12 protein-coding genes are annotated in these 13,901 nt (G+C 50.9%); 2 read left to right on the top strand and 10 right to left on the bottom strand.

Translation table 11 applies throughout. The annotated features are described in order from the left end of the window. Positions 1–22: 22 nt before the first annotated feature. Genes JI741_RS30685 through JI741_RS30675 form a run of 3 tightly spaced genes read right to left on the bottom strand, consistent with a single transcriptional unit; the run spans position 23 to position 3,398 of the window. Entirely contained in the window at positions 23–1,831 is a 1,809-nt protein-coding gene (locus JI741_RS30685) for an alpha/beta fold hydrolase (RefSeq protein ID WP_202016185.1), read from the bottom strand. A 38-nt stretch (positions 1,832–1,869) separates the two neighbouring features. Then, positions 1,870–3,042: a hypothetical protein gene (locus JI741_RS30680; protein WP_202016182.1), complete on the bottom strand. Its 1,173-nt coding sequence runs from the start codon at positions 3,040–3,042 to the stop codon at positions 1,870–1,872. Positions 3,043–3,044: 2 nt separating this feature from the next. Then, positions 3,045–3,398 carry a PadR family transcriptional regulator gene (locus tag JI741_RS30675; protein ID WP_202016180.1) on the bottom strand — a complete coding sequence of 118 codons (354 nt, stop codon included), beginning with the start codon at positions 3,396–3,398 and terminating at the stop codon, positions 3,045–3,047. Between the two features lie 164 nt (positions 3,399–3,562). Between JI741_RS30675 and JI741_RS30670 the strand changes: the two genes are divergently transcribed. After that, positions 3,563–4,876 carry a serine hydrolase domain-containing protein gene (locus JI741_RS30670; protein WP_202016179.1) on the top strand — a complete coding sequence of 438 codons (1,314 nt, stop codon included), beginning with the start codon at positions 3,563–3,565 and terminating at the stop codon, positions 4,874–4,876. Positions 4,877–4,923: 47 nt separating this feature from the next. Beyond that, a complete protein-coding gene (locus JI741_RS30665; protein ID WP_202016178.1) occupies positions 4,924–5,742 on the top strand; it encodes a helix-turn-helix domain-containing protein in 819 nt (272 codons plus the stop codon). Positions 5,743–5,748: 6 nt separating this feature from the next. Here JI741_RS30665 and JI741_RS30660 read toward each other — a convergent pair whose 3' ends face one another. The 7 genes from JI741_RS30660 to JI741_RS30630 all read right to left on the bottom strand — a co-directional run bounded on the left by JI741_RS30660 (position 5,749) and on the right by JI741_RS30630 (position 13,829). Then, positions 5,749–6,198, bottom strand: a complete 450-nt coding sequence (locus JI741_RS30660; protein ID WP_202016177.1) for a YybH family protein — start codon at positions 6,196–6,198, stop codon at positions 5,749–5,751. A 109-nt stretch (positions 6,199–6,307) separates the two neighbouring features. Then, entirely contained in the window at positions 6,308–6,832 is a 525-nt protein-coding gene (locus JI741_RS30655) for a DinB family protein (RefSeq protein WP_202016176.1), read from the bottom strand. 63 nt (positions 6,833–6,895) lie between these two features. After that, a complete protein-coding gene (locus JI741_RS30650) occupies positions 6,896–7,396 on the bottom strand; it encodes a hypothetical protein (protein WP_202016175.1) in 501 nt (166 codons plus the stop codon). 196 nt (positions 7,397–7,592) lie between these two features. Beyond that, positions 7,593–10,346 (bottom strand): TonB-dependent receptor, encoded by a 2,754-nt coding sequence (locus JI741_RS30645; protein WP_202016173.1) that lies wholly within the window; start codon positions 10,344–10,346, stop codon positions 7,593–7,595. Positions 10,347–10,412: 66 nt separating this feature from the next. Beyond that, positions 10,413–11,906 (bottom strand): parallel beta-helix domain-containing protein, encoded by a 1,494-nt coding sequence (locus JI741_RS30640; protein WP_202016171.1) that lies wholly within the window; start codon positions 11,904–11,906, stop codon positions 10,413–10,415. A gap of 19 nt (positions 11,907–11,925) precedes the next feature. Next, on the bottom strand, positions 11,926–13,143 hold the full coding sequence (locus JI741_RS30635) for a cytochrome-c peroxidase (protein ID WP_202016169.1): 1,218 nt from the start codon (positions 13,141–13,143) through the stop codon (positions 11,926–11,928). Further along, complete coding sequence (locus tag JI741_RS30630) at positions 13,140–13,829, bottom strand: c-type cytochrome (protein WP_202016167.1); 690 nt, start codon at positions 13,827–13,829, stop codon at positions 13,140–13,142. The genes JI741_RS30635 and JI741_RS30630 overlap by 4 nt, the downstream gene beginning before the upstream one ends. Positions 13,830–13,901 lie beyond the last annotated feature (72 nt).

Raw genomic sequence — 13,901 nt, 5'->3', positions numbered from 1 at the left:
GTCCTGATCGTGGGCTAATTACTTACTGAATCGCCCGCTCAGCAAAATCGTGCAGGCTCTTGCAGATCAAATTGTCATCGGCATACCCGTGGCCTTTGCCGTCGTAGAGTTGAATTTTGAATGTGGTATCGGGTCTGCCTATGTCCTTCAGTCGCTGCCGAAGATGTTCTGCATGCCAGGCCGTGGTTAACACATCGTTCCTTCCCTGGTGCACTTCAACATAGGGCAGGTGTTCGGCAAAATAGTAGGGTGAGCTGGCAATCATTTTTTTTCGGATTGAGGCGGGTGGGGTTTTTGGTGTATAAAAAATTTTTGGATAGTCGGAACCGACGCGTTCGTTCTTCAGCACGTCAGCGTTTACAAAATCGGTGTGTGTCGAGATCGCGATGATGTGATCGAGCTTGTCTGTTAACCCACCCACCAGGAGAGCGACCGTCGCACCCCGGCTGACGCCTACTGCCAAAATTTTTTCGTCTTCTCTTTTATGATACATCGTCTTCACGGCTTCCAGAAACGAAACGGCATCTTCTGCGGCGCCTTGCCAAACATCGCCGGTATAACCTTCCGATCTGAAACAAAATTCTTTTCCGCGCGCTATGTCGCCCCGAAACGACGGCGCCACGATCAGATAGCGGTTCATTTCATCCTCGCACGTTCCGCCGGCGATGCGATATAAAAATTCCGTTTCCAGCACGTCTGTCTCCGCACCACCACCGTGAAGCACAAGAAGAATCGGTGCTTCATCCAGGCGAAGGCCAAGGGGAATGCGAATCATTCCGTAGTGTTTTTTCCCATCCACCACATGTGAGATCACTTTGATAGAATCGCCATTCAACTGGCGTTCCACATACTCCACGCGAACCTGGCGAGGACTGAAATCTTTCGTGCGCCATTCGTCTCTCACGTCTTCAACCTCTTCCGGCGCGGGGGTTTTAAATAATTCTTCTGTCGGAACGCCGGGGTCGTTCACTATAGGGTATTGTGTTGCATTTTCAAACCCCACACATCCCGATGCACCGGTGTTGACCAGATACCGGAAGTCTCTATCGAACGAAATAAAATACAGATCCGACACGATGGCGTACAGAATGAACACCGTTAGAAAGTGCATTTTCCGAAAAAACAGAATCGCTACAGGAAGAACAATGACGGCGACAAACCCGATGTTCACAACAATGCGGTAGATGCCGGGAGGTATCAGCTCAGGCGTTTGCCATCGCACAATCCAGAACATCAGCATTAAAACCGACAACACCAGTCCCGCCTTTTGTTCCGCGCTATTGGATCGATTTCGCTTGAGACGCAACCATAAAAAATAGCCGAGGTAAAGGAAGATGAGAAATACAAAACTGTGATAAATAAGTCTGACCGTGTTGGGCAGAACTCTTGCAAAACCTAAGAAACCAATAAAGCTTATGAAGCCGGAAAGACCAATGACGGTGAGTATAAAATTTAAACTCCCTTCATCCTCGCTCTTCTGTGCATACACAACCGTGCCGTAGACAAATAGTCCGAGCAAAATAAATCCCGACACCGTGTGGAGCTGATAAAATCCAGGCAGACTAAACACGCTGCGCGCGATGGCAATGCTATAGCCCTGAAGAAAAATTTCCCCCACCACCAACACCCCCAGGCTATAGGCCAACACATCCCAGGTCAACAACCGCCCCGTCTTGAAAGCACGGTAGAGCGTAAACCCATAGAGGCACAGGATAACGGCCGACGCGGCGAGCACAACGATCGCTCCGGTCCCATATCCAACAACAATCGCACAAAGCAATCCGGCTACATAAAGAATGAAAGCCAGGTTCAATAAGACTAAACGTTTCATCTATGTATTCTGGTTTGGAAGAAAATGCCTGTCACATTTCAGTGCACATATTCAAACAAGTAGGAACTGAGGAAGACGATCAGGTAGGCACGCATGGTGTCGTGCTTTTTACAAAGAAAAATAGCAGCCACAAGCAGGATCAACACGGGCAGATTAAAAATAAACCTATCTACACTTTCGGGAATCACGCCGAGTCTCACCATGGCCCAACCCAAAAACAACACCGGAACAAAACATGCGATGAACAACGACACACTCGTGTTGCCTTCTTCCATTTTGAAAGCAAGCCAGGCAGAAACAACACTGTAGGTTGCAATCATCATCATCCGGATGTTCACCGGAATGCCGTTTCCCAGGAAGACCAGCACAAAACACGTAAACGAAACGATCAGGCCCGCAAGAACATAAGGATTTCGATGGACGGCATTTCGCTCAACGGCCCGCCAGAGCAACGCAACGAGTTGAAGACCCGCACCAAAAATAATTACCAACAATACCAGGCCACCGGCAAACCGCGGTTCACCTTGCACAATGCTGATGGTTTTGAATAGCGTGAGCGGGAGGAGCAAGAGCAACAGAAAACGTTCGATGCCGGGTGTGTACTTCTCGTGCAGGTGGGTGAGCAAATTTCCTTCGCCCGTGGCATGTCGGAAAATAAAAAACGTGTTGCTCACCAACGACCCCAGGGTGACAACCACCGCCAGCAACACAACGGTATCGGCGCCGGCCAGGTGCAATAGCCTGAAGCCATAGCCGATCATGAGGAGCACCGTTCCCAACACAACGCCCAGCACATTGAACCGTCCTGTTTTTTTCCGATTCCAGTAGAGGCCCGACACCGAACCGGCCACCAGCGAAACGGCCATCACCACAAACGAAAGCAGCAACAACTGGCCGCCAAACTGCAATTGAAATATTTTGAAAACCACACTCAAAAAAAGCAACCCAAGCGACAGGTAAGACAACCACTGCAACAGCGTAAAGCGCTTGCTCATAGACTCCACAGTGTCGCGCTGTATGATTACAAAATGATCATCCGGAATATCGTGGAGTGTGCTCTTCAGCGCTTCTTCGAACGACATCCCTCCGGCCATTTTCTCTTCTATTTCGCAGCAGGTGTGATCGATCATTTCCGCCAGCAGCGGTTTGAAAGTGAGGCCCTGACGTATCAGCAGTTCCTTCACTATGTCGCGTTGTTTCTCGCTGATCATGCTTACAAAATTTTCAGGCTAACCCTGGGCCCTGCTTCACTCAGTATCGACGATAGTATCCGGTTAAACTCCTGCAACTCCGACACCTTTACCTTGGCCACTTTTTTACCTTCGGGTGTCAGCGCATAATATTTCCGGACGCGGTTGTCTACAACCTCGGTGGTGGTGATGAGCAGCCCTTCCGATTCCAGTTTGTACAACACAGGATACAAAGCACCATAAGAAAGAATGATTTCCTTCTGAGAAAGCTCCGCCACGTGCTGGGTAATTTCATAGCCATACATCTTCTTGTTCTGCGCCAACAGTTTCAGAATAATGGTTTTTATGGTGCCGCGAATAAATTCTTTTGGAAGCATCTATATATATAATTTACTTAAATATATAAAAACAATCATATTCCTCCAACAAACCTGCTGATGAAATCGTGACGGGCTAAGGTTTCTTAGACAAAGGAAGTGTCTAAATCTCGGTTGATTTTTTGAACCACGCTGTCTATATTAATATGTTCTCCAACCCTCCTATGTATAAACTCACAATTACCATTGCCCTCATCGTCGCCCTCACACATGCCATCGCCCAACAGCAACCCGCCGTTCATGTGAAGGTGATGGACGGATTTCCACCCAATCGCGAGAGCCTTGTGACGATGAAAAATTTTCGCGAACATCCGTTCAGCCAGTGGTCTTTCCGAAATGCGGGTGCAGCACTGCACGTGTTGATGATGCCGCGGTCGGGCGCCATTCATGCGTTCCGCGAAAAACCCGACCACACCATTGCCACCACCGTTTCGCCCGACACAGAGGGAACACCAATGTCGTTTGAGGTGATGTTCAGAGAGCACGATGCCGATGGCGTTATCGTGGTGAAAGACAACACGGTTTTATATGAGCAATACTGGAACGGACTCTCCCGCGACTATCAGCACATCTGGTATTCGGTTTCCAAATCGATGGCCAGCACAGCACTGGGCATTCTGGTGGAAAACAAAAAAGTAGACCTTACCGCGTCGCCTGCACACTACATTCCCGAACTGAAAGGAAGCGCCTTCGAGCGCGTGACCATTCAAGACGTGTTGAACATGTCGACGGCCATGGGCTACACGGAGTCTTATACCGACACTGCCAATTTCTATTTTAAATACTACGCTGTTGCCGCAAATGCTCGCGAAGCCAAAGGCGCAGAGGCCGATCCGAAAACGGCAGAGGTGTGGAGCGTGTATGACTTTCTGACCAAGAAGGCGTTCATCAACAAGAACCTGGAACCCGGAGTGAAATTTGAATACTCATCGCCAAACGTCGACGTGATCAGCTGGTTGATTGCCCGCGTGTCGGGCGTGCCCTATCAGGAATTTTTACGCGAAAACATTTGGGCAAAGATCGGTGCGGAACACGACGCCTTCATCACCGTAGACAAGTCGCACACACCCATCGCCACGGGTGGCGTTAACACCACACTGCGCGATGCTGCCCTGTTCGGCCACCTGATTCTGAACCGTGGAAAAATTGACGGCAAACAAATCATTCCCGCCACGTGGGTAGATGAAACCCTCAGGCTCACTGCGGCGGATAAGGAACGCTATTCGAAAAACCATGTTTATGTCAACGCAAAAATGCCCTGGGTGAGCTACAAAAACTTCTGGTGGATACTCGACGAAACAAAAGGCGAATATGCCGGGGTCGGCATTCACGGCCAGGTCATTTACATCAACCGTAGCGCAAACTGCGTGATCGCCTATTTCTCCAGCCAACCCGTTGCGTCTTCGGTGGGCGCCTACAAGGCATTTGTTTCAAAGCTCAACGCATGCCGGGCATTGGCAAAGGGGATGAGCCGGTGAGGCAGATGTCACGCATCCATTTTCCGCCATCATCGTTACGGTAAATTATGCACCTTGCTCCTGCCGACATCTTAAAGCCTTTCATAAAAAGCTACTCCGTTGTCACGCTCGAAAAAGACCTGACCAACGAGGTGTTCTATCCCAGTGGCTACGTCGACCTGGCCATCAACATTTCGAATGGGAAAGCGGCCACCATCATCGACGGGCATCGCCGCGACATGCCCGATGTGGAAGTGCTGGGGCAACTCACGGTGCCTACGCGGCTCACGGTGGCAGAGGGCACTTCTGTTTTACTTGCACGCATTCAGCCTCACGCCAACGCGCTCTTTCTTCCCCCTCCTGCTTCCGACTTCACGAACTATGCTGTCGACATGCAAGGCGTGTTTGCAAACGAGTCGAGAGAATTTTATGAGGGCCTGGTGCATGCCGGTTCACTCGATCTTAAAATCAAAGCGCTCGATGCTTTCCTGATTCAGAAATTGAGGACAAACGAAAAAATGCACCGGAAGGCCAACGTAATTTCGCAGTTGTGCGATGCCATCGTTAAAGCGGGCGAATCGTTCGACCTCCGGACGATCGCCAACACCTATGGCCTTTCGACGCGCTACATCCAGCAACTGTTTCTCGACGTTGTGGGGCTAACACCACGTGCGTTCTTCAGCTTGCAACGTTTCAATAAGAGTGTGAACCTGGTGTTGTCGTCAAACGTGCCCCTCACCACCATTGCTTATGATTGTGGTTATTATGATCAGGCGCATTTCATCCGCGAGTTCAAGAAGTTCACGGGCATCACGCCTTCGGAAGCGCGGCCGTCGCTTTCCGAAGGTGGTGTAAAGTTTCAGCAGGCGGTAAACATCGGGTTGTGAACGTCGCTATTTTGCCGGGTGACTGCTGCTGAACATGTCGCGATACATTTTCCAGCCGTCTTTAGTCTTTTTCCAAAGCACAAGAATTTTTCCGTCGTCAAGTTTATTGCCGTTGAGGTCGGTGATCTCGTAGAGACCTTCTTCGGTCACAAACTCTTTTCCATCGCCATAGACGTGGAGCGTTGTGAATTTGCCATGTACCGGGGGCGCTTCTTTGAAAAACTTGAGGATACCTTCCTTGCCACAAAGCACGGGACCGTTGGGTTGCAATATGCACGCGTCTTCTGCATAGCGCGTCAGAATGGACCCATCGTTTTTCAGGGCCAGGTCAGAATAAATTGCATTGCTTGCCGCGATGGCTTTTTTAGCTTCTTCCAGCAAATCGTTTTGTTTCGATTGGGAAAAGGAGGCTGATGTTACGGCGAGCAGTAGCAGGGAAACGATGATTCTCTTCATGGTTTTGATTATTTTGTTTTTCTCAAAAGAACCATGGACGGAGAGCTGAAAATTGTATGAAAGCGAACAAATGCAGCATCCCTTATTCTAGCCTACTCATCGCCTTTTGTCAGGCCTTCAATATTCCCAAATAAGCCTTCCACGGACCCACCTCCTGCTCATACTGTTTTGCCATCACTCTCGAAATTTGTCCGATGTGATTGAGGTCGTGGGCTACCCATGTGGCCAGAAGCTGCGAGAGGGTTACAGGGCCAAACGCGGGATGCCGGCCCTCTTGCAGCAGGTCGTTTTGTGTTATGTTTTGTGCACGGAGGCGATTTAGGTTTTGCTTGCGCAGTGCCTTGAATTCGTTCAACAATTGTGTCAACGTTTTTGGTGCGCCTTCGTCGAATTGGGCAAAACGATCGAAGGGTTCAAATGATTTGTCGGCTTTCGAGGAGAGGATGATTTCCATTCGGGGAATCCAGTCCGTTTTTTCGCCATGGATCAGGTGGCCGACAACATCATACGGACTCCACGTTTCGGGGCCTTCGTTATTTTCTATCCATTCTTCAGAGAGGCCGCCCAACATGATCTCAAGAAGCTGCGGTGTGCGTTCAAGGATTTCGACAGATTTTTGGATGGTGAATTGCATGATTGCGCTTTAATGTTTCACGTTGCATTACCTCAGGCACGCTCCACGTTTTTATCGGGGCGATTAAAGTATGCTTTGTAAAGCTATTAATAGAGAAGAAATTACCAATGCCATAACCAACGTATAGAGAAAGCCCTTCAGGAAACCAACAAAGTGAAATCGATAATTTTTATAGCCCTTGCTGCCTTCCGTTCCAGGTATAACAACAAACCGCGGTGTGATGGTGCAGAAAAGCAGCCAGTCCAGAATGATGAGATCGTAGACATTAAAGACCAGCAGAAGCCCATACACATAAACAAACAGCGAAACGAAGTTGAGGTTGCTGGCCTGGAGATAGTGCCAACCCAAGAGCGCAGGACCTCCTATGGCGACCATGAGGAATGGAGCTCCGTAAATCCACGTGGCTTTCTTTTCTTCCTTAGACTTTGGCGGAACCATATCCTGAATTTCTTTCGGATAATCCTGCAGCATTATTCGCGGTCCCTTGATAATGATGAACAGCATGGCCACGGTGATGAGTCCGGACAGTATGCCGCCATGAATAAAGATGAGGTGAAGAGGCATTCTTTTATTTGCTGATGTGCTTGTCAACACAATTTACAGAAAATCCCGATAGACGCCGCGAACAATGAGGTGAAGCCATAACCGCTATTGAACCACCTTGAGATCCGTCAAGCTTTCTGTTTAAAATAGTCTACAACAAAAAATGGTGACCTGTTTCAAACACAAGTCACCATCTTCCGCAAAAACAAGCGTACGACTAGAACACGTTATACGCTACCGAAACGTAATACATTCCGCCAATCATCGGGTTTGCAACGCCTGTTGAATAATAGCGGTTTGTCAGGTTGGTGGCGCCCAGTTTCACGGCCGAGTGCGCACTCAGAATTTTATAGCCTACCTGCGCATCAATCACCGTCGACGAAGGCACTGTGCCATTGCCCAGGCCACCGGCCACCTGGTAGAAATATCCTGGCTTGTAGCGCAGCGTGGTGTTGAACGACCATGTTTTTTTCTTCCCGAAACCAGTGTTGCCAAACTCCATGTTGATGTGATAGTTGGGCGTGTTGAAGTTGTTGATCTGGCTATCGTTTTTGTTTTTGAGGTGATCGGAATAGTAGTTCACCTTGGCCATAAAGTTTTTGCTGAGGTCAACACTCACGCTGGCCGCATAGCCATAGGTGTTCACGGTCTGTGCACCGTTGTAGGCAATGTTATATACCGTGTAGGTGTTGCGATCCAGGAACGCCGTGGGATCGGTGCTTCCCGGTGTGTTGGCCACGTTGGTGTAGCCGATAAAATCTTTCCAGGTGGCAAAATATCCCAACACGTCCACGAGCACACGCTTTGCAATAAGGGCTGCATAACCCAGTTCAAACGAATTGGCCGTTTGTGGTTTGATGTCGTTCACGATAAATTTTTCCAGGTCTGCCGGATTGTTGGTCTCCTGATATTTCTCCACGCTCTCCAACGTGTAGGGTGCATAGACGTTGAAGTGATAGGTGTCGTTGAGCAAATAGGACGATCCGCCGGCAGAATACGAACGATAACCGTTCAGCGTATTTTGAAGCGACTGTATGTTGGATGGAAAGCTATAGGCGTTCTGAAAAGAGAATCTCAAATAATGCTGATCCACCAGCTCGAACACGGCCGACAGTCGCGAGGTTGGTTTGGCACTGGCAAACAACGAGTTCTTATCCCATCGAACAGAACCGGTAAGGGCCAGCCGATCGTGAATCAATCGTTTGATGATTTGCGCATAGGCACTGTATTCGTTCACATGGATCGGTCCGTTTTCGTCGGGGAACAACGTGCCTTTCGAGTTCAGATCATAGAGCCGGTAGTTCACGCCGCCAATCATCTCGGCCCACTTCACTACGTCGGAGAAATTATATTGAAAGGCAACGTTGTAGAGTTTGCTGCGGTCGAGAAACAACGTGCCCCCTTCGGTGATGGGCCGTTGCGACACGCTGTCCTTTAAATGGTTGAACTGGGTTGAGCCCAACGCTGGTCGACCGGTATCGGCATAGGCGCGGGCCGCGAGGTGCGCGCTGTTCACATCAGCACCCATGGCAAGCGCCTGGATGAGCGCGCCGGTGTATTGGGGGTACCAGCCATCGCCTGTGTTCGGATCATAGCTGATCTTCCATGCTTCGTTCACATATTGCGCGGTAGGCCCGGCCAACAATGTTTTGCCCGAATTCTCTTGCGTGGTGTAGGCACGGAGGAACCAGTTTTTTGAAAGCAGCTCCGCGCGGTATTGTCCCACTTTGAAATCGCGTATCTGATAGCGCGTGTCGTTGGTATACACCACGCTGCCGGTGCCATACGTGCCCGAGAGAATTGCCTGCACACCGGGCGTGAGCTTATAGCGCAGCTCCACGTTGGATTTCATGAGCTTCACATCGTTGTTCAGATAGCCGTATTCCGGATAGCCTGTGCGGGCAACATAGTTTTGCTGAGACAGAAGCGGATCGATGATGGGCGCCAGCGAAGGATCCTGCGACAGCGCATAATACAGGAACGGGTTGATGTCGGTTGACGTTGCCCCGCCATAGAGGTTCACGCCGTTATAGTTTGGGTCGGTGAATCGCGTGCCGGGTCCGTTCTTGTTTGTGGTGTCGCTGGCCACCCAGTCGTTTGCTTTGGTGTATTGAAAATTTACTTTGAAGGCAAACTTGTCGCCGATCCGCTTCGCATAGCGCAGCGTGATGTCGGTATAGGGCGAAGGGCTCACGGGATCGTTTGCCGTTTTGTTTTTCACGTGGTTCACACCCTGGTTTAACAACACACTCAGTCCCTGGTATTGAAAAGGGTCCTTGCCCGTCATCACCATGGCACCATTCAGACCACGCGAACCATAAAGGGCCGACGATGCACCGGAAAGTATTTCAACGTTGTCCACATCCAGTTGTGTGAGCCCGATCACGTTGCCCAGGGGAAAATTCAACCCCGGTGCCTGGTTGTCCATGCCATCTACCATCTGCAAAAAATTGGTATTGCCGCTGGTGTTGAAGCCGCGCGTGGTCACCGACGTGAACCCGATGCTCGACACGGTCACGTCAACACCTTTGATGCCCTGCACCATATCGTAGTAGTTCACCTGTGGTGAGTTGATGATGTCTTTGGTGCCGATGCGCTCGATGGTGACAGGCGATTCAATCTTGCGTTGCTTTGTGCGGCTGGCGGCCACCACCACTTCGTTCATGAGTGTAGACGCTGGCACCAGTGCCACCATCAGGTCTTGGGCCGACGCGACCTCCACTTCTTGTGTGGCAAAGCCGATGAATGAAAACACGAGTGTGATGGGATACTTGCTCACCTTGAACGAGAACTTTCCATCGGAGGTAGTGAAGTCGCCTTCGGCCTGGCCCTTCACGCCAATGTTCACACCGGGCAGCGGGTCTTTGGTGTCGTTGTCAACGACCGTTCCGGTAACGGCAGTTTGGGCATGCGCTGCGCCGCTCACGAGCAGCAACAGGCAAACGAGAATCAGGTGGTAGAGTTTATGCATAGGTTTAGGTTTTCGGTTGGTTCAGGTTGGTTCGTCCTCTTTTTACATAGGCTTTTGTTATGATTATTATTTTGTGAGCGATAGCATGTATTCCGCCACGGCTTTGCGGGTTTCTTCGGTCAGATAATTTTGAGGCGGCATCTCCGGATAGTCGTCGCGTTTGTGCACCGGGTTGGCAATGAAGTCGACAATGCCTTGTGCGTTGTTTTTATAGAGTGCCTGAATGGTGTTGACCGGAGGTCCCACCAGTCGCGTGCTGTAGGCATGACAACCGGAGCACACGCCATAGTATGTCATCTTGCCTTTCTCGATCGTGGCGGTGACGCGGGGTGCGACGGGCTTATCCAACAAATAGGTTTTCACACTGCGCGTGTCGCGTGCCTGGCAGTTTGCATACGCATCGAGACCAAACGTTCTGTAGCGACCGGGATTAACCACGCAACTGCCCTGGCCGCCCCCCACGGCAATGATGTCGGGCCCGAGTTTCGAAAGCTTGGTCATCATGATGGCCTTCACATCGGCCACGGGATCGGCGCCGTTGTTGCTCATGAAATTGTCGAGCAGCGTGATGCGGTCGGAGTTGGGTTCCGATTCGGGATCGCTCGCATGATCCACACCTGCATAGCCATAGTCGGTAATGGTGATGCCCGCGTTGTCGTTGCCGGTCACAATGTTGTTTTCGATGGTGATGTCGTCGGCGGCCATAATGAGCATGCCGGTGCCTTTGGGAATGTGTGAGACTGTTGAGCCTACAGCGCCAAAGTTTTTCGTATTGTTGTTGTAGACATAGTTGTTTCGGATAATCACATCATAGCATGTCTTTATCGGCAGGCCTGGGGTGAGGAATGCCAGTATGCCACCCGTGTTGTCGTGCGCATAGTTGTATTCTACCAGCGCGTGACGTGAGTTTTCAATTTCAATGCCGGCCACGTTGCCATACACTTCGTTGAAGCGCACATCCACGTTGTCGCACATGCCGATGTAGATGGCCGCGTCTTCGATGCCGCTCAGGATGTTTCGTTCCACCACGCCGTTCTTGCCAAACTGCGGGAAGATTCCATACACGCCGGTGTCTACAATCCAGTTGTTCCGGATCACATAGTTGTTTCCGGCCTGGCCCATGATGCCGTTGCCCTTGTAGTTGGTGATCTTCAGGTTCTCTACCAACACACCGTTGCCGGAATAGAGGATGGCGTCGTTTTGTTTTTTCTCGCCGTCGAGGGTGGGCCATTCGCCATTCACAATCACCCCCTGCAGGGAGATGTTGTCTTTGTCGATGTAGACTGTTTCGTGATAGACTCCCGGATAAATCCGAATGAGGTCGCCGGGACTTGCCTTGCCCACAGCTTCCTGAATGGAGCTTCCGTTTTTCACATCAATAATTTTTCCGGTCACTGTGCCGGCGCCGATGCCGACCGAATCGCCCGGCTGTGCAGACTGGCTGAAGTAGGTTGGCACGGGTGCGGGGATGTCGGAGCCGCGGCCAAAAAACAATTTCCCGCAGTAGATGCCAATCGCGAAGATGGCCACCACAAGAAGAATGCGCTTTGCAATTTTCATTTCAGAATTCAGGGTTAGGTTACGGTGTATTCGGTGAAAGAGATGATAACGTTTTTTGATTTTTGTTTTTATCGATGGCGATGCCCGACGGAAGTGATTCCGGGGCACGGGGCATAAAACTTTCGTCGGTGAGGGTCTTCACAAAATCAACAAGCCGGTCCATCTCATAGTCGGTGAGTTTGGGTTCCCAGATGTGCCAGTGAATGTGGAGCTTTTCTGTTGGGGGCACCTCGTGTCCGCGACCCGCCGAATAGAAAGCGATCATCTCGCGAAGCGAATTGAATCGACCCGCGTGCGTGTAGGGTGCTGTGCGATCGATGTTTCGCAGGCTGGGCACTTTGAATGCACCGCGCAACGACGCATCGTGAAATGTTTCCTGCGCGCCGGCATCGAACGCCGCACCTTCCGGCGAAGCCAGGCCAATCACGGCCACCTGTTGATTGGTGAACAACGGCGGCGTGTGACATTCCGCACACCGCGCCACAAACGACCTGAAAATATTAAGGCCTTCAATTTCTTCTTTCCTCAAGGCTTCATGATAGCCATGTGCATATTGATCGTAGCGACTGTTGAGCGAAATGAGCGACGACTCAAACGCCGTGATGGCCGTATAAATTTCATCCAACGCGATGGCCCCGGACGTGCGCGATGGAAACGCCTGCTGAAACAAATCCCGATAGGACTCGATAGCATTCAGCGTTTTCAACAACTGCTCGCGCGTGGTGCCCATTTCGTCGGGAGAATAGAGCGGGCCGGTCATCTGTTCCTCCAGCGACGTGGCCCGTGCATCCCAAAAGAATTTTTTATAGAAGGCCACATTCCACAAACTCGGTGCAGCGCGTTTGAGCGTTGTGTTGTGAAGACCGACACTGGTTTTCAAACCATCGCTGAATCCCTTGTCGGGTTGATGGCATGTGGCGCACGACACCGTGCCGTCGTTCGACAACACCGGGTCAAAAAAAAGATATCGGCCCAAATCAATTTGCTGTGGGGTGAAGCCGTCGCGCACGTTGGGCAACGCTGTCTTCAATCCGCCAACGCCGGGTTCATTGCCCTGTCCCGATTCGTATAGTTGATAGAGGCTTCTGAGTTTGCAAAGGTTGTTGTCTGTCAACTCAAAACCTGGCGGGCATGTGTTGCACAAGGTGATGCTGTTCGCTGCCGGCGTCGACCTTAGCGCTACGGCCACCGCCGCTGCTGCGCCAATCACGGCCAAAAAAAACAGTGCGCGCATCATTCCTTTGCCGGTTGTGTGGTTGAGCGGATGTAGGCAATCACATCGTTCACGGCTTGCTCGTCGGCAAGCAACGTCACCATGGGCACCATTTGCGCGCCGAATTTGTCGGCGGGGTGCGCACCACGCAGCGCGTTCCTGAATTTTGCGATCTGGCTTTTGAGATACCAATCCTCAAGACCATTGAGGCGTGGTGCATTCATTTTTTCGTTGCCCCGCGCACCTGGTCCATGACATGAACCACAAATGCTTTGATAGGTGCGCTCGCCTTTTTTCAAATCACCTTTCACGATGGAGGGCAATTCTACTTGTGGCAAGGTTTTGATGTAGGCCACCACGTGGCTTACGGCCAGCGAATCTTTCAACGTCTTTGCCATCGCCGCCATCTGATAGCCCGATGTATCGGCGGGCTGATAGCCACGGATGCCGTTGCGAAAATTCATCAGCTGGCGATAGAGATACCAATTGTCGGTGTTGGCCAGGGCGGGGGCTTTCAGTTTTTCGTTGCCCTGTGCGGCGTCACCATGACAGGTGATGCACGTTGCATAAAGTGTTTTTCCGACTTGCGGATCTCCCACCGGGAGTTGTGCAACATCCTGCTGTGGATTGTCTTTCTTACTTTCCTTTGAAGAACAACCCCAAAACACCAACGCCAAAACGAAATGCGAAAACCAAAATCTTCCTGCCATAGCTATCCGGACACGCGATTAAAAATGAATCGCTAAATCTCGGCCGCTCCGGCGGTTTGTAGCGTATGAAAA

The sequence above is a fragment of the Chryseolinea lacunae genome, assembly GCF_016735595.1.
In the GTDB taxonomy this organism is placed as follows: domain Bacteria; phylum Bacteroidota; class Bacteroidia; order Cytophagales; family Cyclobacteriaceae; genus Chryseolinea; species Chryseolinea lacunae.
This window is presented reverse-complemented; position numbering and strand designations above follow the sequence as displayed.

Coding starts and splice junctions, on each gene's coding strand:
- JI741_RS30655 (WP_202016176.1), bottom strand. CDS start 6,832: ATGCAATTCACCATCCAAAAATCTGTCGAAATCCTTGAACGCACACCG.
- JI741_RS30670 (WP_202016179.1), top strand. CDS start 3,563: ATGTATAAACTCACAATTACCATTGCCCTCATCGTCGCCCTCACACAT.
- JI741_RS30640 (WP_202016171.1), bottom strand. CDS start 11,906: ATGAAAATTGCAAAGCGCATTCTTCTTGTGGTGGCCATCTTCGCGATT.
- JI741_RS30645 (WP_202016173.1), bottom strand. CDS start 10,346: ATGCATAAACTCTACCACCTGATTCTCGTTTGCCTGTTGCTGCTCGTG.
- JI741_RS30675 (WP_202016180.1), bottom strand. CDS start 3,398: ATGCTTCCAAAAGAATTTATTCGCGGCACCATAAAAACCATTATTCTG.
- JI741_RS30630 (WP_202016167.1), bottom strand. CDS start 13,829: ATGGCAGGAAGATTTTGGTTTTCGCATTTCGTTTTGGCGTTGGTGTTT.
- JI741_RS30685 (WP_202016185.1), bottom strand. CDS start 1,831: ATGAAACGTTTAGTCTTATTGAACCTGGCTTTCATTCTTTATGTAGCC.
- JI741_RS30665 (WP_202016178.1), top strand. CDS start 4,924: ATGCACCTTGCTCCTGCCGACATCTTAAAGCCTTTCATAAAAAGCTAC.
- JI741_RS30650 (WP_202016175.1), bottom strand. CDS start 7,396: ATGCCTCTTCACCTCATCTTTATTCATGGCGGCATACTGTCCGGACTC.
- JI741_RS30635 (WP_202016169.1), bottom strand. CDS start 13,143: ATGATGCGCGCACTGTTTTTTTTGGCCGTGATTGGCGCAGCAGCGGCG.
- JI741_RS30660 (WP_202016177.1), bottom strand. CDS start 6,198: ATGAAGAGAATCATCGTTTCCCTGCTACTGCTCGCCGTAACATCAGCC.
- JI741_RS30680 (WP_202016182.1), bottom strand. CDS start 3,042: ATGATCAGCGAGAAACAACGCGACATAGTGAAGGAACTGCTGATACGT.